Genomic DNA, 20,760 nt, shown 5'->3' with positions numbered 1-20,760 from the left:
TCAGCGTCGCGGTAGCGCTTGCACTGCCGTCGCGTGGCCGGCAGCGGGCCCCGCCTGCTGCCTGAGCTCCAATGCATACGCCCACAGATCGTCGAACAGCTGCGCATTGACCCTGGCATCGCTGCTGTCCAGGGAGGTGTTGCTGATCAGCACCACCGCATTGTCGTGCGCCAGGTCCGACAGCATCTCGGTGTGCACGCCCGGGTCCGAGCCGCCGTGGCCGATGCGGGTGACGTTGTACTTGGTGGACCAGAAGATGCCGGAGTTCTTCTCGTTCAAGGCGACATTGTCGGGCTTGTTGGCGGCGGTGTACTGGAAACGCAGCATCTGCGCGGTGGTGGTGGCGTCCAGGATGCGCACGCCCTGGTACTGCCCGCCATCAAGCAGGGCGATGAACAACCTGGAGAGGTCGTTGACGCTGGTGCGCACGCCGCCGTCGGGATAGGTGGTGAGTTCGTAGGACGGGATCGGCACGCTCACGCCGAACTGGCTCACATACAGCGTGGCCTGCGCGGCGGCCGGCAGATCGGCCGCATGCCAGGCGGTGTGCTGCATGCCCAGTGGCGCGAAGATGCGCGTGTGCGTGTAGCGCTCCAGCGGCTGGCCCACCGCACGCGCGACGATGTAGCCCACCAGGCCGGCACCGATGTTGGAGTATTCGCGATGCGTGCCGGGTTTGACCTGCAGATAGTTCTGCGCCTGGTAGTCGCGCCCGCCGGGCGCCAGATAGCCGCGCAAGAAGTCGCCCAACGGCGCGACCGGCAGGCCTTGCCAGCGATAGGTGTCGCGGTAGACCTCCCAGCGGTCGGTCAGGCTGGAGGTGTGCGTGGCCAGTTGCCGCAGGGTGATCGGCACCAGGGGAAACTGCGGGTTGCGCACGGCGAACGGCAGATAGGTGTTGATGTCCGCATCCAGCGCCAGCTTCCCGTCCTGCACTGCCTGCATCAGCGCCACGCCGGTCACGGTCTTGCTGATCGAGCCGATGTTCATGACGGTGTCGGGCGTGAACGGGGTGCCGCGCGCGCGGTCGGCAAAACCGACGCCACCGGTCCAGACCACCTTGCGGTCGCGGATGATCGCCGCGCCCAGGCCGACCACGCCGGCGGCGTCCATGTGTTGCTGCAGTGTGCGTGTGATGGCGTCCGGCGCGGGCGGCTGACCTGGCCCGCCCGCCCACGCCTGACCACTGCAAAGCACACCGATCGCCAGCCCGACCTTTACCGTCCATCCCGCTGCTGTGCCTGCACGCATGGCGCCCTCCGTCCGTGATGTGGTTGCTGCAGATGCCCCGCGTGGGCGGCACCGGCAAGCGCCAGCGCCGCTGCGGCAGCGCACGCAGTCTTGCAACCGATCCGTGCCGATGCCAGCGCGATGCGACCAAACCGCCTGTGCGTCCGACGAAACGCCGCGCACATCGCGCGCGGCTTGCGCAACGTGCCGATCGCGCAGCGGTCCACCGGCCACACCGATGGTCTTACACTCAGCGGCTACCCCGCCGCTGCCGTTCGTCTTCGATGATCATTTCCGCCGCTTCCGACTACCGTGCCGCCGCGCAGGCGCGCCTGCCGCCGTTCCTGTTCCACTACATCGATGGCGGGGCGTACGCCGAGCACACCTTGCGGCGCAATGTCGCGGATCTGGCCGATATCGCGCTGCGCCAGCGGGTGCTGCGCAACATGTCGGACCTGAGCCTGGGCACCGAGCTGTTCGGCGAGACGCTGGCGATGCCGGTGGCATTGGCGCCGGTCGGGCTGACCGGCATGTATGCGCGGCGAGGCGAAGTGCAGGCCGCGCGCGCGGCGGCCGCACGCGGGATCCCGTTTACGTTGTCCACGGTGTCGGTGTGCCCGATCGAGGAAGTGGCGCCGGCGATCACGCGGCCGATGTGGTTCCAGCTGTACGTGCTCAAGGACCGCGGCTTCATGCGCAACGCACTGGAGCGCGCCAAGGCGGCCGGGGTGACCACGCTGGTGTTCACCGTGGACATGCCCACGCCGGGCGCGCGCTACCGCGATGCGCACTCGGGCATGAGCGGGCCCAACGCGTCGCTGCGGCGCATGCTGCAGGCGGTGACGCATCCGCGCTGGGCCTGGGACGTGGGCCTGCTGGGTCGCCCGCACGATCTGGGCAATATCTCGACCTACCGCGGCAGCCCGACCGGCCTGCAGGACTACATCGGCTGGCTGGGCGCCAACTTCGACCCGTCCATCGCCTGGAAAGACCTGGAATGGATCCGCGAATTCTGGACCGGGCCGATGGTGATCAAGGGCATCCTGGACCCGGACGATGCGCGCGATGCGGTGCGCTTCGGCGCCGACGGCATCGTGGTGTCCAACCATGGCGGCCGCCAGCTCGACGGCGTGCTGTCCAGCGCGCGCGCATTGCCGGCCATTGCCGATGCGGTGAAGGGGCAGCTGAAGATCCTGGCCGACTCGGGCATCCGCAGCGGCCTGGACGTGGTGCGCATGCTGGCGCTGGGCGCCGATGCGGTGCTGCTGGGGCGCGCGTTCGTCTATGCGCTGGCGGCCGGTGGCCAGGCCGGCGTGGAGAATCTGCTGACCCTGATCGAGCGCGAGATGCGCGTGGCGATGACCTTGACCGGCACCCATTCGATTGCCGAGATCAGCAGCGATGCGTTGAGTCGGGTGACGCGGGAGAACGCGGTCTCGCCTTGATGGGATTTGGGACTTGGGATTCGGGATTCGGGATGCGTTAGTAGCAGAGCGGATGGTCTGCGGCTTTGCTGCAGGGCCCTTGCCCGCCCACCGTCGCGGGACACGCCGCAAGTACGTCCTTGTAGGCTCTTACGCGGCATCCATGCCGCGTAAGGTCCCGCGACGGTGAGCGGGCAAGGACCTGTCGAGAGGGTCGGTGCGCATGGTCAGGCTGTGTGCGTGATGCGTGTCTGATCGAATGAACGTAGCGAGCAGTCGTCGGGTCGGTGCGGGCCGCGTGGATAAGCATCGGCGCACGCGGGGGACATGCCAATTCCGAGCATCGACCGCGCCCGCCTGGTGGCGGCGCAGCCGTCTTGTTGGCTCTTAGTGGTTGTCGTCGCCGGTGGGCAAGTATTGCTGCAACGCCAGCACCGATTCCCAGGGATCTGCACGCTGACGCCTGGCACGCTGCAGGGCCTTGTCCATCGGGAAGGCATCCGGGCCGCTGATCTTGCCGAGTTCTTCCCAGCGCAGCGGCACGGCGACGGTAGCCTTTTCGCGCGCGCGCAGCGACCACGAACACACGCTGGTATTGCCGCGCCCGTTGCGCAGCCAGTCGACGAAGATCACGCCGTGGCGCTTGGCCTTGCTCATGGTGGCCACGTAGCGATCCGGCGCGTGCGTTGCCAGCGCCTGGGCGAAGGCCTCGCAGAAATCGCGCGCCTGTTCCCAGTCCGCTTCCGGCACGATCGGCACCACCACATGCAGGCCTTTGCCGCCGGACAGGCGCACCGCGCTCTCCAGGCCGGCACTGCGCAGCTTGGCGCGGATGTCGCGCGCGGCCGCCACCACGTCGGCCCAGGACACCCCGTCGCCCGGGTCCAGGTCGAACACCAGCCGATCCGGATGCTCCGCATCGTCGACCTGCGCGCCCCATGGATGCAGCTCCAGCGTGTTCATCTGCACCAGCTCGAGCAGGCCGGCGGCATCTTCGACGTAGATGTAGTCCTCGGTGCCGCTCTTCTGCTGCAGCGGAATCGCCTTGATATGCGTGCCCAGGTGGCGGCCTTCGTGCTTCTGGAAGAAGCAGTCGCCACCGGCGCCATCGGGGCAGCGCAGCAGCGACAAGGGGCGGCGTGCGATCTCTGCCAGCACCAGCGGCGCCACTGCGCGGTAATAGTCGGCCACATCGCCCTTGCTGATGCCCGCTGCAGGAAACACGACCCGCTCGGGATGGGTGATGGTGATGCCGTCCGTCGACGTGGACGTGGATTTGGATTTGGATTTGGATGTTGTGGACTTGGACGCCGTAGATTTGGAGACCGTGGACGTGGGCGCTGCAGCCTTTTTGGATGTCGTGGTCGCGGTCGTCTTCGATGCCGTCGACCGCACGCGCTTGCTGGCGGTGCTGGTGGATGCTTCGACCGTCGTTCTCGACGTTTTTTTACTCGCCGCCTTGCGCGCAGGCGCAGTGGCCGTGGTCGCAGCACTGCCTTTACCTGCAGCACGCGCCTTGCCCGGCGCGGCGCGGTCGCCGCCCAACTCGCTCATGGGTTTGTCCTCGCGCAGACGCTTGAACGCGGCCTGCCGCAGCAGGCCTTCCTTCGCCCAGCCGCGGAAGGCGACCTCGGCGATCAAGACCGGCCGTACCCAATGCACATCGCGTGGCCGCCCCGGAATATGCGTCGGCAATTCCAGCGTGGCGGTGTCGCTGTGCAGCGCCTGCAACAGCGCGGTGATCTTGCCGAGCAAGGCATCGTCGAAGCCGGTGCCCACACGCCCGACGTAACGCAGCGTCTTGCCCTCGCGCTGCGCCATCAGCAAGGCACCGAAGCCGCTGCGCGCGCCCTTGGGATCGGTGTAGCCCACCACCACGAACTCATCGCTGTCTTCGTGCTTGGTCTTGACCCAATCGGCGCTGCGCCCTTCGCGATACCGCGCATCGGCGAGCTTGCTGACGATGCCTTCCCAGCCGGTGCCGGCACTGGCCGCGAAGACCTCCGGGCCGTGGCCGATCACATGGTCGCTAAACGCCAGCGTGCCCGGCACATCGCCCAGCACGTCGTGCAGCAATTGCTTGCGTTGCAGCAGCGGGGTGTCGCGCAGATCCACTCCGGCCACGCCGAGCAGATCGAACACGATGTAGCGCAGCGGTTGCGTGACGCTGCCATCGAGCGCGCGTTGCAATGCCGAGAAATCGCTGCGCCCATGCGCGTCCAGCACCACCAGCTCGCCATCCAGGCGCGCATCGCGCACCGGCAGGGCCTGCACTGCGTGCACCACGTCCGGGAAGCGCTGCGTCCAGGCCTGGTCGTTGCGCGAGCGCAGCTGCACCTGGCCATCGACCATGTCGGCCAGCAGGCGGTAGCCGTCCCACTTGATCTCGTGCAACCAACGCTCGCCATCCGGCGCCTGCTCACGCAGCAAGGTCAGTTGCGCGCGCAGCTCGGTTGGGCATGGCGCATCGCGCGCGCCGTCCAGCGCCAGGGCGCGGGTACGCCATTGCCTGGCGTCCGCACGCGCCGGGCGTGCGCGTTTGCCGGCTGCAGTCGTCTCGGCGCTCGCCGTTGCCGTCGGCGCGCGCCGCGCCCGGCTGGCCTTGGCACGGGTTGCCGGCGCCGCCGCAGCAGCCGATGCGCCGGCGGCCTGCTGCGCCACCAGCGCATCGGCATCCAGATCGGCCGCGTACGCATCGCTGCGCTTGAACAGCAGCCATTGCGGTTTGCCACCGCGCATCTGCGTGCGCACCAATGCAAAACCGCCGCGCAGCAACGTGCCCTGCAGTTCGAATTCCAGCTTGCCGGCTTCCAGTGCCGCCAACGCATCGCCGTCGCACTGCCAATGCCCGTGGTCGAACACATCCACATGCCCGGCGCCGTAATGGCCCTGCGGAATGTCGCCCTGGAAGCTGGCATACGACAGCGGGTGATCCTCCACCTGAACCGCCAGGCGCTTTTCGCCCACGCGCAACGATGGGCCCTTCGGCACGGCCCAACTCTTGAGCACGCCTTCGACCTCCAGACGGAAGTCGTAATGGCGCGAGCTGGCGTGATGCAACTGCACGACGAAGATCGGCTGCTTGCTGGCGCGCGCCGGCGTGTCGCCGGCCGGCTCCGGGGTCTGGTCGAAGCGGCGCTTGGCGTTGTAATCGTGCAATGACATGGGCGGGGCCTAGCCGGCCTTGCGGCGCGGTGCCGCCTTGCTGGCGGTGGTCTTGGTGGCCTTGGTGGCCTTGGCCGCGGTCTTCTTGGTGGCCTTCTTGGCCACTTTCTTGGTGGCGGTCTTTTTGGCCGACCCCGTTGCCGGCGCGCTGCTCTTCTTGGCCGGCGTACGCGTATTGGCCTGCAGGCTCTTCTGCAGCAGCGACATGAAGTCGACCACGTTGGTGCTGGCGTCTTCGTGCTGCGGTGGCTCGACATCCACGGTGGTGGTGCCGCCCTTGGCCTGGATGCGCTTGCGCAGGATCTGCTCGAGCTTGCCGCGGAATTCGTCGTGGTAATCCTCCGGCTGCCAGGTGCCGGACATCGACTCGATCAGCTGCTTGGCCATCTCCTGTTCCTTGGGCGTGATGCGGTACTCGCCCACCGCGCCGGCCGGCAGCTTGAAGTCCTGCGGGTCCACCACTTCCTGCTGGTAGCGCAGCAGCAGCAGAATCAACGCATCGCCCTGCGGCATCACCGCGGCCAGGTATTCGCGCGTGCGGATGACCACCTTGGCAATACCCACCTTGCCGGTGTCGCGCAGCGTCTCGCGCAGCAGCACATAGCCTTTTTCGGCCTTCTTGCCCGGCACCAGGATGTAGGGCTTTTCGAAATAGCGCGGGTCGATATCGGCAGCATCCACAAAGGTTTCCACCTCCACCGTTTCGTGGCTTTCCGGCGAGGCCGAGCGGATGTCCTGCTCTTCGACGATGACATAGCTGCCCTTGTCGTACTCAAACGCCTTGACGATCTCCTTCCACGGCACCTCATCGCCGGTGTCGGCGTTGACGCGCTCGAAGCGGATCGGCTTCTTGTCGCGCGAATCGAGCATGCGGAAATGCAGATCCACCTTGCGCTCGCCCGACATCAACGACACCGGCACATTGAGCAAGCCGAACGAGAGCGTTCCGGTCCAGATCGGTCGTGCCATCGGCGTGTGACTCCGGGTGTTGTGTGAGTTAACCCATAGCTGTAGCGCGGCCACCGTGATCCATGCGTGAGCCGTGCGTCTGCAGCTGCCACTGCGCCCCCTTCACTAGGCGCGCGGTGAACTGCGCATCCATCCCGATGACCAGGAGCACCGCATGTCCCGCGACCCACTGCGCGACCAACCGACCCAGCCGGGCGAACAGCACGGCAAGCGCGATGCCGAACATTACGAGGACCGCGGCGCCGGCGATGCGCCAGATACGTTGGTTCCCGCCGATGGCGACACCCCGGCCAAGAAGCCCGGCACCGCGCCGTCGACCGTGGCAGACCGCTGAAACCAGCCGGCCGATTCCCCGCCCGGCAGCACAGCCAGGCGGGCCCGGGTTACGCCCGGCCTGCCCGCTGCAACCGGGCGAACTCCTCGTCGGCAAACAGGCGCGAGCGCACCAGAAAGCGCACGCCCTCGCCGTTTTCCAGCGAGAACATGCCACCGCGCCCCGGCACCACATCGATGATCAGCTGGGTGTGCTTCCAGTATTCGAACTGCGAGGGGCTGATATAGAACGGCGCGCCGCCGATCTCGCCCAGCAGCACGTCGCGGTCGCCAACGATGAAGTCGCCCACCGGGAAACACATCGGCGAGGAGCCATCGCAGCAGCCGCCGGATTGATGGAACAGCACATCGCCGTGGCGTGCGCGCAGCGTGTCGATCAACTGCAACGCCGCCAGCGTGGCCATCACCTGCAACGGCGGGTCTGTCTGCGTGGTGGTGCCCTGCATCGTCTGCCTCCTGCGGCGCGGTCAGGCCGCCATGTCGAGCACGATACGCCCCTCGATCGTTCCGGCGTGCATGCGCGCGAACACGTCGTTGATGTTGTCCAGGGTGTCGGTGGCCACGGTCGCCGCAACCTTGCCCTGCTCGGCGAAGGCCAGCGACTCCTGCAGGTCCAGCCGGGTGCCGACGATCGAGCCGCGTACGGTCACGCCATTGAGCACCATGCCGAAGATGTCCAACGGGAACTGGCCCGGTGGCAGGCCGTTGAGCGACACCGTGCCGCCACGCCGCACCATGCCGATCGCCTGCTCGAACGCCTTGGGCGATACCGCGGTGACCAACGCGCCGTGTGCGCCGCCGATTTCCTTCTTCAGGTACGCCACCGGATCGGTGGTGCGCGCATTGACCGTCACCGTGGCGCCCAGGCGCCTGGCCAGTGCCAGCTTGGCGTCGTCCACATCCACGGCGGCCACGTTCATTCCCATCGCCTTGGCATATTGCACTGCCATGTGGCCGAGCCCGCCGATGCCGGAAATCACCACCCACTGGCCCGGCTTGGTATCGGTGACCTTCAGGCCCTTGTAGACGGTGACGCCCGCGCACAGGATCGGCGCGACCTCGACGAAGCCGATGCCCTTGGGCAGATGCCCGACGTAATCGGCATTAGCCAGCGCGTATTGCGCGAAGCCGCCGTTGACCGAGTAGCCGCTGTTCTGCTGCGCCTCGCACAGGGTTTCCCAGCCACCCAGGCAGTGCTCGCAATGCCCGCAGGCCGAGTACAGCCACGGGATGCCGACGCGGTCGCCTTCCTTGATGTGCTTGACGCCTTCGCCGACTGCCACCACGTGGCCAACACCTTCGTGGCCGGGAATGAACGGCGGGTTCGGCTTGACCGGCCAGTCGCCTTCGGCGGCGTGCAGGTCGGTGTGGCAAACGCCACAGGCTTCGATCTTGACCAGGATGTCGCCGGCGGCCGGGCGCGGCACCTGCACTTCCTCGATCACCAGAGGCTTGCCGAACTCGCGTACCACTGCAGCTTTCATCGTCTTGTCCACATTGCACTCCTGTCGCTGTCGTTGAGGAACCTTAGCCCCGGGCCGCAACCGGGGCCTTGATCGAGGTCAAAGCCGCGGCGCGCACGCGCGGTGCCAGCCGATCGTCGCCGCGCACGAGCGCGACCGGCATGGGTGTCAGAAGAAGCCCAGCGCCTTGGGCGAATAGCTCACCAGCAGGTTCTTGGTCTGCTGGTAATGGTCGAGCATCATCTTGTGATTCTCGCGGCCGATGCCCGACTGCTTGTAGCCGCCGAACGCGGCATGCGCCGGATAGGCGTGATAGCAGTTGGTCCACACGCGCCCGGCCTGGATCGCGCGGCCCATGCGGTACAGGCGCGACGCATCGCGGCTCCACACACCGGCACCCAGGCCGTACAGCGTGTCGTTGGCGATCGCCAGCGCTTCGGCCTCGTCCTTGAAGGTGGTCACAGACACCACCGGCCCGAAGATCTCTTCCTGGAACACGCGCATCTTGTTGTGGCCCTTGAACACCGTCGGCTTGACGTAGAAGCCCTCGGCCAGCTCGCCATCGAGCGTGTTGCGTTCGCCGCCGATCAACACCTGCGCGCCTTCCTGCTTGCCGATGTCGATATAGGACAGGATCTTTTCCAGCTGCTCGCTGGAGGCCTGCGCGCCGACCATGGTGTTGGGATCGAGCGGGTTGCCCTGCTTGATCGCGGCCACACGCGCGAGCGCCTTTTCCATGAACCTGTCGTAGATCGATTCCTGGATCAGCGCGCGCGAGGGACAGGTGCACACCTCGCCCTGGTTGAAGGCGAACAGCACGAAGCCTTCCACCGCCTTGTCGAGAAAATCGTCGTCTTCGGCCATCACATCGGCAAAGAAGATGTTGGGCGATTTGCCGCCCAGCTCCAGCGTCACCGGGATCAGGTTCTGGCTGGCGTATTGCATGATCAGCCGGCCGGTGGTGGTTTCGCCGGTGAAGGCGATCTTGGCGATGCGCGGGTTGCTGGCCAGCGGTTTGCCGGCCTCAAGCCCGAAGCCGTTGACCACGTTGAGCACGCCCGGCGGCAACAGGTCGCCGATGACTTCCATCAATACCAGGATCGAGGCAGGTGTCTGCTCGGCCGGCTTCATCACCACGCAGTTGCCGGCGGCCAGCGCCGGTGCCAGTTTCCAGCACGCCATCAGCAGCGGGAAGTTCCACGGAATGATCTGCCCGACCACGCCGAGCGGTTCGTGGAAGTGATAGGCGATGGTGTCGCTGTCGATCTCGGAGATGCCGCCTTCCTGCGCGCGGATGGCGCCGGCGAAATAGCGGAAGTGATCCACGCACAGCGGCACATCGGCATTGAGCGTCTCGCGCACCGGCTTGCCGTTGTCCCAGGTCTCGGCATGGGCGAGCAGTTCCAGATTCTGTTCGATGCGGTCGGCGATCCTGAGCAGCACATTGGAGCGCTCGGTGGTGGAGGCCTTGCCCCAGGCGTCCTTGGCCGCGTGCGCGGCATCCAGCGCGGCTTCGATGTCCTGTGCGTTGGAGCGCGCGATCGAGGTGAACACCTTGCCGTTGATCGGCGTGGTGTTGTCGAAGTACTGGCCGCTGTGCGGCGCCACCCACTTGCCGCCGATGAAGTTGTCATAGCGCGGTTTGAAGATGGACTGCGGGTCGGTGTTCAGCGGCTTGGCGGATGTGACGGCATTCATCGGTGTCTCCTGCGGTACATGGGAGGAAGCCCGTGACGGGCGTCTCCGATGTCACGCAAGGGCGATGCCAGGTTTTGCCTGCTGCACTGCGTCAGCCCGATCGCGTCGCAGGTGCTGCCGATGGACACGGTCTTCGCTGCGGCGCATCACGCGCGGCGCTTGCGCTGTGTCCGCAAACATGGTGTTTATCGCGACAGTGATCTTCTGGACTGTCGCAGATTGCGACACGAGGTGGCGAATGGCGATGTCGACGGAGCAGCAGCTGGGCCGTGCGCGGCGCTCGTTCTTCGAGCGTGGCGCGATGCCGGCCGGGCAGGTACCGGACGCGATCCTGCAGTCGTGGCGACGCTGCCAGCGCCAGGGCCTGGCCGCCGAGGCGGCACCGGCGATCGAACCGGTCAGCGCCGCACGCCTGCGCGAGATGCGCGAACGCCACGAGACCCTGTGGCGGCGCGCACGCGCCGAGCTGGAAGGGCTGTCGGCCGACGCAGCGGCCACCGGTAGCGTCGTGCTACTCACCGACGAGGCTGGCTGGATCCTCGATGCCGAGGGCAGCACCGGATTCCTCGAGCGCGCCGGGCGGGTGGCACTGATGCCCGGCGCCTGTTGGAGCGAGAGCGTGTTCGGCACCAATGCCATCGGCACCGCGATCGTGGAGAGCCGCTCGATCGAGGTCCGCGGCGGCGAGCACTACCTCGCCCCGCACGGCATCCTCAGCTGTGCCGCGGCGCCGATCTTCGACCCTTACGGGCAGCTGGTGGGCGTGCTCGACATCTCCGGCGACGCGCGTCTGCAGCACATTCACGCGCTGGGACTGGCGCGGCGCGCGGTCGCCAGCATCGAGCACCGCTACTTCGACGACGGCATCGCCGATTGCGAACTGCTGCGCGTGCACCACGACCCGGCCCTGCTCGGCACCGCGCGCGAGGGCCTGCTGGCATTCCGCGGCGGGCGCCTGGTGGCAGCCAACCGCGCCGGCCTGCAGCTGTTCGGGCTGGAGCGCCACGAACTGGGGCGCGCGCGCTACGACGCGCTGTTCGAGGAGCCGCTGACCCGGCTACGCCACGACGGCGCCCTGTTCGATCGCCAGGGCCGCGCCCTGTACGGGCGCGTGGACGAGCGCGGCGACGCGCGGCCGCGCCGGCGCGCGACGCAGCCACCGATCACGGTCTCGGCCGCCCGCCAGGACGGTGACCGCGACGCGCCGCTGTTCGAGGCCGAGATCGAGCGCCTGCTCGGGCGCGCCTGCCGGGTGCTGGATGCCGAGCTGCCGGTGCTGGTGCAGGGCGAGACCGGCACCGGCAAGGAGGTGTTCGCGCGCGAGCTGCACCGCCGCTGCACGCGCGCCGGCCGCCCGTTCGTCGCGGTGAACTGCGCCGCACTGCCCGAGGGCCTGATCGAGGCCGAGCTGTTCGGCTACGAGGACGGCGCCTTCACCGGAGCGCGCAAGCACGGCAGCCCGGGGCTGCTGCGCCAGGCCGAGGGCGGGGTGCTGTTTCTCGACGAGATCGGCGACATGCCGCTGGCGCTGCAACCGCGGCTGCTGCGCGTGCTGCAGGAGCGCGAACTGTCGCCGCTGGGTGGCGGCAAGCCGGTGCGGCTGGACTTCGCGCTGATCTGCGCCACCCACCAGGACCTGCAAGCGGCGATCGCCGACGGCCGCTTCCGCGCCGACCTGTACTACCGCATCGCCCATCATGCGGTGGCGCTGCCGGCGCTGCGCGCGCACGCCGACCGCCCGCTGCTGGTGCAGGAGCTGTGGCAGCGCCTGGGCCAGGGCCGCCGGCTCAGCAGCGACGCGCTGCGGGTCCTGGCCGATTACGACTGGCCGGGCAACCTGCGCCAGCTCTCGGCCTGCCTGCGCACGCTGGTGGCGCTGAGCGAACCCGGCGAGTGCATCGACCGCGACGCGCTGCCGGGCTACCTCGCCACCCGGACCGCAGTGTCGGCGCTAGCCGCTGCCGCACCGGCACCGGCACCGGCACCGGCACCTGCCGATAGCCTGGAGCAGCTTGCGCAGGCGGCGATGCGGCAGGCGCTGGACGCCTGCGGCGGCAACGTCGCGCAGGCGGCACGCCGGCTCGGCATCAGCCGCAGCACGCTGTATCGCCGGCTCGGCCCGCAACGGGCCTGACACTGGGCGCGCAAACGTATCGCCCGCCGACCCGGCCCGGGACAGCGCGGATGCGCATGCCCACCGTCAAGAACCCCTCGCCATGGAGTGCGACGGGTGACTTGCACGCCGTGCGCACGCACCTCAGCCGCGCGGTGCAGTCGGCTTGAAGACGTCAGGATCGGCCATGGCAGCAGCGCAGTCCTGCACGTTTCTCAGGTGATAGGACTGCAACTGCCAACCCGCTGTGGCCGATGCCGCAGTCCACCGATACGTCCAGTGATAGCGCATCCCCGCGCCACATGCGTCGATGGCGACCGTATCGCCAGGCTGACCATGTTCCGGGAAGGCCACCTCGCTACTGGCCAGGTCTGCACGCCCGCCGGCAGCTGGCGCGTGCTTGCGGTAACTGGTGCGCAGCTGGCCTAGCTCGGCGGCGCTTGCCGGCGGCTGTTGCCTGGACGGCTGCGCCAGCAACCAGCGATGCACCTGCGCCACGGCCGGGCTATCGGCCGGAAAGGTTCGCGTTATCTGCAGCGTGCCTGGTTCAGAAGATGCAGCGGCATTGGCGATGGTGCCGCTCAGGAGACTGATCGCGCCGAGCGCCGCAACCGACACCACTTGCAGGAATGTCATCCCGTGCTCCATGCGTTGTGTGCAGAAAACCGAGCCTAGCACGCAGCCCACGACCGGCTCGGCGCAGGCGCTGCAGCGCTGCTGTGCAGGACCAGATGCGCCCTACGCAGCTCGGTGTTTGCAATAACCTGCCATGCAGGAGTGGCTGCGTCGATGCAAACCGATGCCGCCAGCACCCGCCCTCCGGGCGCAGCGATCAGATCCAGACGTCGTTGTTTGCGGTGTATGCGCCGCCCGCATCGCCGGTATTGACCACGCCGCGCGGCTCGACCAGCAACACGCTGCATTCGTGCTCCGCCGCCGGGCGGTGTTCGACACCCTTGGGCACCACGTGCATCTGCCCGGCCGACAGCGCCACCACGCCGTCGCGAAACTCGATGGTCATGTTGCCGTCCAGCACGATGAACACCTCGTCCGTGTCCGCATGCTGATGCCACACGAACGCACCTTGCAGCTTGACCAGTTTGAACTGGTAGTCGTTCATTTCCGCGACGACACGCGGGGACCAGTGCTGCGACAGCAGGGCGAGCTTGTCGCTGAAATCGATCGGGGCGTAGCGCGTGTTCAACGGAAACATCCTTGTGCGGGGAATGCGCTTGCAAGCTTAGTGCATCGCATTGCCGGCAGTCACCGCTGCATCAACGCGGCGCATTGCAGCCGCGCGGCGAACAGCACAAGCGGTTTGCCCGGCGCGATGGGTTCATGCGCGCGCGGTGCTGGCGTCTGCCGCGCGCCACGCCCGCACCGCTGCGATGACCTGCACACCGTGGCTGGCGCTGACATCACGCGCGGCAAAATCGTGCGGCCGCCATTGCACCTTCGCGGCCAGCCGTGCGCAGGCGGCATGCCCGTCTGCCAGCACATCGGCCTGCTCGGCTGCGTTCAACGCCAGCAGGAGCGAGAAGCCGGTGGCCGAGATCGTGCAGTTGATGTCCAGCCAGTAGCGGTTGTCCGCACGCAGCAGAAACCAGTCTGCAGGGGCGTGATCGATGACGATCATGGTGGGCCCTGGTGTGTTGGTCATAGGTGCGGCGTGTCGATGGCAGACCGTGCGTTGGCGGGACGGCTTTGTCGCGCCCGGGTGCGCTCCTACGGGCGGTGTGCATGTTGTTGAACGCGCGCCGCCTGCGGCCGGATCAGCCGCCGAAATCACGCTACAGGCCGAGCGTTTGTTGGAGATGCATCGCCGTGACGACGCGCGCGTTGGCGGGATGGCTTCGTCGCGCCCGGGTGCGCTCCTACGGGCGGTGTGGGCGGTGGTGTGCACGCACCGCCCATTGACGGCTCAGCCGCCGAAATCCCATTGCAGGCCGACCGTGTAGGTGCGGTCCGGACCCGGTTCGTAATAGCGGCCATTGCCGTCGTTGACGATCACCGAGCCGATGTAGTGCCGGTCCAGCGCATTGTCGATGCGGGCGAAGGTGCGCAGCCCGCCCAGCGTAGTGGTCCAGCGCCGGGAGGCTTCCAGGTTGACCAGCGCGTAGCCGGGCGCACGCTCGCTGGCCAGGTCGTTGACCACGGTGGCGTCGGAGGCCACCGTTTCGGCGGCGAACTGCCATTGCGCCGGCTGCCACTGCCAGCGCGCGAACAGCTGCTGGCGCGGCACGCCCGGCAGGCGCGCGCCGCTGGCCACCGGTGCGGTGGGTGTGGCGCAGCCGCTGCTGGCGCAGGTGAGGTAGCCATCGCGCACGCTGGCATCGACGAAGGTGTAGGCCAGCTGCAGCTGCTGGGTGGTGCCCACCGGTTGATTCCAGCTCAGCTCCGCACCCTGGCGGCGGGTGGCGCCGATGTTGCGATAGGTGCTGCGGCCATTGGTGTTGCTGGCCACAGCCAGCTCGTCGTCGGTGTCGGCGCGGAACAGCGCCACTTCCACCGCTGCGCCGCTCTGCGCGCGCCACTTGCTGCCGATCTCATAATTGCGGCTGGTCGCCGCGCCCAGATCCAGCGCCAGGCCGGCGCCACCATCGCTGCGATAACCGAGCTCGTTGAAGGTGGGCGTTTCGAAACCGCGCCCGACCGAAGCGTAGAAACGCAGGTCCTCGGCGGCGCGAAACACGATGCCGGCCACCGGCGTAGTCGCCGAATAATCGCGCTGGCCGCTGTCGTCGGGGTTGCGCCCGACGATGTAATGGTCGTCCGAGTCGAAGCGCACCTCGCTATGCCGCACGCCCAGCAGCGCCGACCAGCGCTCGCTCCACTGCCACCACGCCTGCGCAAACTGGTCCACGTTCTCGACCTGGTCGCGCTGGTTGCGGCGCAGCGCACCCTTGACGCCCAGCGTATCGCCAACAAAGTTTTCGTAACCGGTGCGGTGCTGACGCTGGCGATCGACGTTCGCGCCCACGGTCAGCTGCAACGGCCGGCCCAGCGCCTCGCCCTGCCAGGCCCAGCGCGCATCGGCGCCTTCGTAATTGCTGTCCAGATCGATCACGCCGCCCGAGTGCAGCGGGTTGCGCTGCACCGCCACCGGGATCGCCAGGAATTGCTCCACGCTGCGCTGCCCGCCGTAGGCCATCAGCCGCAGCGTCTGGCTGTCGAACTGCTGGGTGAAGATGGCGCCGGCCTGCGACTGGCGCACCGACTTGCGGGTGTTGAACTGGGTGGCCACCGCCGTGGCCTGCGCCGGGTCGGCATTGAACTGCGCGCGGGTCAGGCCGAGCGGGTCCTGCGCGTCGGGTGCGTCCAGGTAATTGAGCACCAGGTCCAGCCGGCGGCCCTCGGCCAGATCGAAGCCGAGCTTGGCGTTGACCGAATCGCGCTTTGCGCGGCTATGGGCGCGGAAGCCATCGGTTTCGAAATGATTGGCGGCCAGGTTGTAGTGCACCGCGCCCTGCTGGCCGAGCAATTGCGCACCCGTGTTGACGGTGGCATTGCTGCCGTAGGTAGCGCGCAGCCGCCACGGGTCGCCCGGCGCGCCGTCGGCGCTCCACAGCTGCAGCACGCCGCCGGAGGAGTTGCCGTACAGCGCCGAAAACGGCCCGCGCAGCACTTCCACCCGCTCGGCGCCCAGCGCGTTGAAATGCGAGAGCTGGCCCTGGCCATCGGGCATGCTGGCCGGGATGCCGTCGACCAGCAGGCGCACGCCGCGCACGCCGAAGGTGGAGCGCGCACCGAAGCCGCGGATCGACAGCTGGGTGTCCTGCGCGTAGTTCTGGCGATCGCGCGCCACCAGGCCGGGGATGCCGTCCAGCAGCTCGGACACCTGCGCGCCGCGGCGGTTGTCGGCATCGGCCGCCACCACGGTGAAGGAGGCCGGCAGGTCGAAGTCGTCCACCCCGCGCACGCGTGCTGCGTCCACCTGCACGGTGGGCAATCGCTGGATCGGCGTGGAGGCGGGCGGCGCCGGATCGGCGGCCAGGACGGGCGGCGCGGCGCTCGTGGCGAACAGGCCGCAGGCGGCGGCCAACAAGGTAAGTCTGGGCATGGGCGTAGTGTCCCTCATCCGTACTGTGGCCGCATCGTTGCGTACGGAACGAAGCATGCTACGCCGGCCATGGGCTGCTACGATGAAGTGGTTTGGCCCAGCCGCGGCCGAACATCCCGGAAGTCCCTCACTCTTTCGTCCTTCAGCGAGTCATGCCGTGTCCTTCTTTGCAAACGTGGAACAGGTTCCAGGCGACCCCATCCTGGGCCTGACCGAGGCCTACAACGCCGACAGCCGCCCCAACAAGGTCAACCTGGGCGTGGGCATCTATTACGACGAAAACGGGCGCATCCCGCTGTTGCGCGCCGTGCACAAGATCGAGCAGCAGCTCGCGCTGGACGCCAAACCGCGCGGCTACCTGCCCATCGACGGCCTGGCCGCCTACGACAAGGCCACCCAGGAGCTGCTGTTCGGCGCCGAGTCGGCGCTGGTGGCCTCCGGCCGCGTGGCGACCTCGCAGACCGTCGGCGGCAGCGGCGCCTTGCGCGTGGGCGCGGACCTGCTCAAGAAACTGCTGCCCACCTCCACCATCGCCATCAGCAACCCGAGCTGGGAAAACCATCGCGCGGTGTTCGGCGCGGCCGGCTTCGAGGTCGTGGACTACACCTATTTCGATGCCGCCAGCCATGGGCTGAACTTCGACGGCATGCTCGCCGACCTGGCAAAACTCGAACCGGGCACCGTGGTGCTGCTGCACGCCTGCTGCCACAACCCGACCGGCGCGGACCTGAGCAAGGAGCAGTGGAAGCAGGTTGCCGGGCTGTTGAAGGAACGCAACCTGTTCCCGTTCGTCGATATCGCCTACCAGGGCTTTGACAAGGGCATCGAGGCCGATGCCTACGCGGTGCGCCTGCTCGCTGCCGAAGGCATCGACAGCTACGTGGTCGCCAGCTCGTACTCCAAGTCGTTCTCGCTGTATGGCGAGCGCGTGGGCGCGCTGTCGGTGGTCTCGGCCACTGCGGCCGAAGCCAAGGCCGTGCAGTCGCAGGTCAAGCGCATCATCCGCACGATCTACTCCAGCCCGTCCACGCATGGCGCCGCCCTGGTGGCCGGCGTGCTGACCAGCCCGGAGCTGCGCGATCTGTGGGAGCAGGAGCTGACCGAGATGCGCGAGCGCATCCACGCCCTGCGTGCGGGCCTGGTGGCCAAGCTGGCCACACTGGGCGCGCCGGAGTTCGAGTTCATCCAGCGCCAGGCGGGCATGTTCTCGTACTCGGGCCTGACCAGAACGCAGGTGGACCGCCTGCGCGAGGAGTTCGCGATCTACGCCGTCGGCACCGGCCGCATCTGCGTGGCCGCGCTGAGCCAGCGCAACCTGGACTACGTGGCACAGGCCGTGGCCACCGTCAGCCGCATGTAAGCAAGCGCATCGCGATCGGCCACCGCGGCCGACGCCTGCAGACCGGGAGCGCGCCAGCCTCCCGGTTTTTTTTGTGGGTGATTCACCGCCTCTGCGCATGTGCAGAGCTGCGCCAAGACCGCGTGGTACATGTCGGCAACCCTAGTCTTGGGCACCACATTCGCGCATGTTCGATCAGGTTTGCTGCAAAACGCGCATCCAGTGATCGAAATCTAACGGCGCAATGGCGACAATGGCGGACCACTTCCTACACAGGCTGCCCGCTCCCATGTCGCGTCCCTCGCTGACCCGCTTCCTGATCGAAGAGCAACACGCCGGCCGTATCGACCCGGAATTGCGCCAGCTGATCACCATCGTCTCGCGCGCCTGCAAGCGCATTTCCATCGCCGTGAGCAAGGGCGCCCTGGGTGGCGTGCTTGGCGATGCCGGCACCGGCAACGTGCAGGGCGAGGCACAGAAGAAGCTCGACGTGCTCAGCAACGACATCCTGCTCGAAGCCAATGCCTGGGGCGGCCACTTGGCCGCGTGCGCGTCGGAAGAAATGGATCACAGCCAGCCGGTGCCCGACCAATACCCCAGCGGCGATTTCCTGCTGCTGTTCGATCCGCTGGACGGCAGCTCCAACATCGACGTCAACGTCTCGGTGGGCACCATCTTCTCGGTGCTGCGCGCGCCCAAGGGCACCGAAAAGCCCGGCGACGAGCACTTCCTGCAGCCGGGCACCCAGCAGGTTGCCGCCGGCTACTGCATCTACGGCCCCAGCACGATGCTGGTGCTCACGCTCGGCCACGGCACCCACGCTTTCACCCTGGAGCGCGAGGAAGGCAGCTTCCTGCTGACCCAGGCCAACATGCGCGTGCCCGAAGACACCGCCGAATACGCCATCAACATGTCCAACCAGCGCCACTGGGAACCGGCCATGCAGTCCTATGTCAGCGACCTGCTGGCCGGCAAGGACGGCACCCGCGGCAAGGACTTCAACATGCGCTGGATCGCCAGCATGGTTGCCGACGTGCACCGCATCCTCACCCGCGGCGGCATCTTCATCTACCCCTGGGACAAGAAGGACGCGTCCAAGCCGGGCAAGCTGCGCCTGATGTACGAAGCCAACCCGATGAGCATGCTGGTGGAACAGGCCGGCGGCGCGGCCACCACAGGGCGCGAGCGCATCCTTGACCTCCAGCCGACGCAGCTGCATCAGCGTGTGCCGGTGTTCTTGGGGTCGAAGAACGAAGTGAACGAGGCCACGCGCTATCACGTGGAGTTCGACAAGGCGCAGGGCTGAACTTTCGGCGCAAGCCACACGCCGCGCTGACGCATGCCAGACACCCGCCCCGTGCGGGTGTCTTTGTTTGTGAGACAACGGCTGATTACGCAGTCAATGATGGTCTGCAGAGCGACGAGAACTGCGCCAGCAGCCACATCCTGCCGTCAGTTGACTCACCACCGGGCAGCGGTGAGTATCGCCCTCGGGCCGGAGTGGGACGGTCTACGGGAAGTCGATCTCTACGCGCAATGCCTTGCAAGCAGTCGCCTGACTGCCCACAGGGATCACATATCGATCAGGGAGTTCACATGAAGACCGCATGTGTTGCACTGGTGGCTGCCGTCATGTTGCAGGCCACACCCGCCTTCTCCGCATCAACCGCGCCATCGCCACTGGTCGGAACCTGGCTGCTGGATACCAGCAGCCTGCCGATGCCGGCAGCGGTACGACCCAAACGTGTCGTCCTGGAGTTCAAACAGGTTCCAGGCAACAAGTGGGCCACCACCGCCGAGATCATCGAACACGACAACAAGACGCTGCAGGCGCAATCCACGCTGTTGCTGGACGGCACGCCGGGCAAGGCCTCGGGCACCTACCTGGTGGATCGCGCCGCAGTCAAAATGCCCGAGCCTGGCGTGCTGGTGATGCAGTTGATGTATCAAGGCGTCCCGGCATCCACACGCACCTATACGGTCAGTGCCGACGGCAAGGTCATGACCGAGATTGAAGCGTACTTCAAGGACGGCAACCCGGTGATGCGCACGGCGTATTTCAAACGCGCGGCAAGTCAGTCCAAGTGAACACGGGCGAGCCGACGCCGCATCGCGGCGCGGCTCGTTTATTTGAGGAGCAGCGGCAGTTTGAAGGCAGGGAGCCTGTATGCGATATCTTTCACCGATCGATCTTGCAGCCACATTACGGCGCAGCAGGTCGGTCGAGCAGTTCCTCGGAAAAAGTCCAGTCGATGCAGCGTACATTCGCCATGTCGAGTTACGGCCGGCAAACAATTGCATCGAGGTATGGATGTATGACGTCGAGGATGTTGGCAGCGAAGACTGTTCGGATCTATATGACTTCGCATGTTTCGAGCCAGACGGACCCCGTGCCCCTGCCGCCATCTTTGCGGAGGCCGCCGCTGCCGTGACGTATGCCAGCACATTCCTGGCGGCAGACCCTACGCGCTGGACCAACCTCGGGATTGCCGAGTCCGAATACCTTGATTACCTTCGGGCAGGCAGGCCTTCCCGTTGGCCGGTTGCCACCTGACCCTTCATCTCGATGCCGACCGGGCAAGCGCTTGGGTTCAACCGCCAGCACTCGCCCCAAGCTGCCTGTGTCGCAACGCACATCGCCCCGATACCGTAGTTGAGCCAAGCAGAGCATCCATGACCGAGATCAAATTCACCGAAGGCGAGCGGGCGGCGATCACCCGCAAGATCCAGCTGTATTTCAGCGAGGAACTGAAGCAGCAGATCGGCCGCTTCGATGCGGAGTTTCTGCTGGATTTCTTCGCCGAAGAGGTGGGGGCCTATTTCTACAATCGGGGCGTCTACGATGCGCAGGCCATCGTTGCCAGCAAGCTGGACGACCTGGGTGAAGCGATCTACCAGCTGGAACGCCCTACCGACTTCAAAAAGTGATCCGTCACCTCACATGCCGCAGCACTGAGAAGTTCCAC

General features: G+C 67.0%; 17 protein-coding genes. 7 read left to right on the top strand and 10 right to left on the bottom strand.

Annotation, left to right across the window (positions count from 1 at the left end):
- Window positions 1-1,113: a serine hydrolase domain-containing protein gene (locus KHN93_RS00645; RefSeq protein ID WP_244812174.1), complete on the bottom strand. Its 1,113-nt coding sequence runs from the start codon at window positions 1,111-1,113 to the stop codon at window positions 1-3.
- Window positions 1,114-1,514: 401 nt separating this feature from the next.
- Between KHN93_RS00645 and lldD the strand changes: the two genes are divergently transcribed.
- Window positions 1,515-2,675, top strand: coding sequence for an FMN-dependent L-lactate dehydrogenase LldD (lldD, locus tag KHN93_RS00640; protein ID WP_046345257.1), 1,161 nt, complete (start codon window positions 1,515-1,517; stop codon window positions 2,673-2,675).
- A gap of 366 nt (window positions 2,676-3,041) precedes the next feature.
- Here lldD and ligD read toward each other — a convergent pair whose 3' ends face one another.
- A complete protein-coding gene (gene ligD, locus KHN93_RS00635) occupies window positions 3,042-5,819 on the bottom strand; it encodes a DNA ligase D (protein ID WP_211921501.1) in 2,778 nt (925 codons plus the stop codon).
- A 9-nt stretch (window positions 5,820-5,828) separates the two neighbouring features.
- Window positions 5,829-6,788: a non-homologous end joining protein Ku gene (ku, locus tag KHN93_RS00630; RefSeq protein ID WP_047129870.1), complete on the bottom strand. Its 960-nt coding sequence runs from the start codon at window positions 6,786-6,788 to the stop codon at window positions 5,829-5,831.
- A gap of 154 nt (window positions 6,789-6,942) precedes the next feature.
- Between ku and KHN93_RS00625 the strand changes: the two genes are divergently transcribed.
- Complete coding sequence (locus KHN93_RS00625) at window positions 6,943-7,122, top strand: hypothetical protein (protein WP_039529303.1); 180 nt, start codon at window positions 6,943-6,945, stop codon at window positions 7,120-7,122.
- 49 nt (window positions 7,123-7,171) lie between these two features.
- On the opposite strand, the gene KHN93_RS00620 is transcribed toward KHN93_RS00625, so the two are convergent.
- The 3 genes from KHN93_RS00620 to adh all read right to left on the bottom strand — a co-directional run bounded on the left by KHN93_RS00620 (window position 7,172) and on the right by adh (window position 10,282).
- Window positions 7,172-7,567, bottom strand: coding sequence for a DUF779 domain-containing protein (locus tag KHN93_RS00620; protein WP_102583418.1), 396 nt, complete (start codon window positions 7,565-7,567; stop codon window positions 7,172-7,174).
- A gap of 21 nt (window positions 7,568-7,588) precedes the next feature.
- Entirely contained in the window at window positions 7,589-8,617 is a 1,029-nt protein-coding gene (gene adhP / locus KHN93_RS00615; protein ID WP_211921498.1) for an alcohol dehydrogenase AdhP, read from the bottom strand.
- A gap of 135 nt (window positions 8,618-8,752) precedes the next feature.
- Entirely contained in the window at window positions 8,753-10,282 is a 1,530-nt protein-coding gene (gene adh, locus KHN93_RS00610; protein ID WP_104554704.1) for an aldehyde dehydrogenase, read from the bottom strand.
- A gap of 238 nt (window positions 10,283-10,520) precedes the next feature.
- On the opposite strand from adh, the gene KHN93_RS00605 reads away from it, so the two are divergent.
- Complete coding sequence (locus KHN93_RS00605) at window positions 10,521-12,416, top strand: sigma-54-dependent Fis family transcriptional regulator (protein WP_211921496.1); 1,896 nt, start codon at window positions 10,521-10,523, stop codon at window positions 12,414-12,416.
- 123 nt (window positions 12,417-12,539) lie between these two features.
- On the opposite strand, the gene KHN93_RS00600 is transcribed toward KHN93_RS00605, so the two are convergent.
- The 4 genes from KHN93_RS00600 to KHN93_RS00585 form a co-directional block, all read right to left on the bottom strand.
- Entirely contained in the window at window positions 12,540-13,031 is a 492-nt protein-coding gene (locus KHN93_RS00600; RefSeq protein ID WP_126968550.1) for a hypothetical protein, read from the bottom strand.
- Window positions 13,032-13,227: 196 nt separating this feature from the next.
- A complete protein-coding gene (locus KHN93_RS00595; RefSeq protein ID WP_126968551.1) occupies window positions 13,228-13,608 on the bottom strand; it encodes a cupin domain-containing protein in 381 nt (126 codons plus the stop codon).
- 123 nt (window positions 13,609-13,731) lie between these two features.
- The gene (locus tag KHN93_RS00590) at window positions 13,732-14,031 is read right to left on the bottom strand and encodes a hypothetical protein (RefSeq protein WP_212579570.1); all 300 of its coding nucleotides are present in this window, start codon (window positions 14,029-14,031) and stop codon (window positions 13,732-13,734) included.
- A 285-nt stretch (window positions 14,032-14,316) separates the two neighbouring features.
- Window positions 14,317-16,455 (bottom strand): TonB-dependent receptor family protein, encoded by a 2,139-nt coding sequence (locus KHN93_RS00585; protein ID WP_211921493.1) that lies wholly within the window; start codon window positions 16,453-16,455, stop codon window positions 14,317-14,319.
- A 157-nt stretch (window positions 16,456-16,612) separates the two neighbouring features.
- Here KHN93_RS00585 and KHN93_RS00580 point away from each other — a divergent pair, with 157 nt between their 5' ends.
- The 4 genes from KHN93_RS00580 (at window position 16,613) to KHN93_RS00565 (ending at window position 20,722) form a co-directional block, all read left to right on the top strand.
- The gene (locus KHN93_RS00580; RefSeq protein ID WP_016903903.1) at window positions 16,613-17,815 is read left to right on the top strand and encodes an amino acid aminotransferase; all 1,203 of its coding nucleotides are present in this window, start codon (window positions 16,613-16,615) and stop codon (window positions 17,813-17,815) included.
- A gap of 268 nt (window positions 17,816-18,083) precedes the next feature.
- A complete protein-coding gene (locus KHN93_RS00575; protein ID WP_016903904.1) occupies window positions 18,084-19,100 on the top strand; it encodes a class 1 fructose-bisphosphatase in 1,017 nt (338 codons plus the stop codon).
- Window positions 19,101-19,414: 314 nt separating this feature from the next.
- Window positions 19,415-19,882: a LuxR family transcriptional regulator gene (locus KHN93_RS00570; protein WP_126968559.1), complete on the top strand. Its 468-nt coding sequence runs from the start codon at window positions 19,415-19,417 to the stop codon at window positions 19,880-19,882.
- A gap of 585 nt (window positions 19,883-20,467) precedes the next feature.
- Window positions 20,468-20,722 (top strand): DUF2164 domain-containing protein, encoded by a 255-nt coding sequence (locus tag KHN93_RS00565; RefSeq protein WP_039509942.1) that lies wholly within the window; start codon window positions 20,468-20,470, stop codon window positions 20,720-20,722.
- The last annotated feature ends 38 nt before the right edge of the window (window positions 20,723-20,760 follow it).

Origin of the sequence: Xanthomonas arboricola pv. juglandis (assembly GCF_905367715.1) — a bacterium.
GTDB classification, from domain to species: Bacteria; Pseudomonadota; Gammaproteobacteria; order Xanthomonadales; family Xanthomonadaceae; genus Xanthomonas; species Xanthomonas arboricola.
Note: the sequence above shows the minus strand (reverse complement) of the source record. Positions and strands in the feature narration are given on the sequence as shown.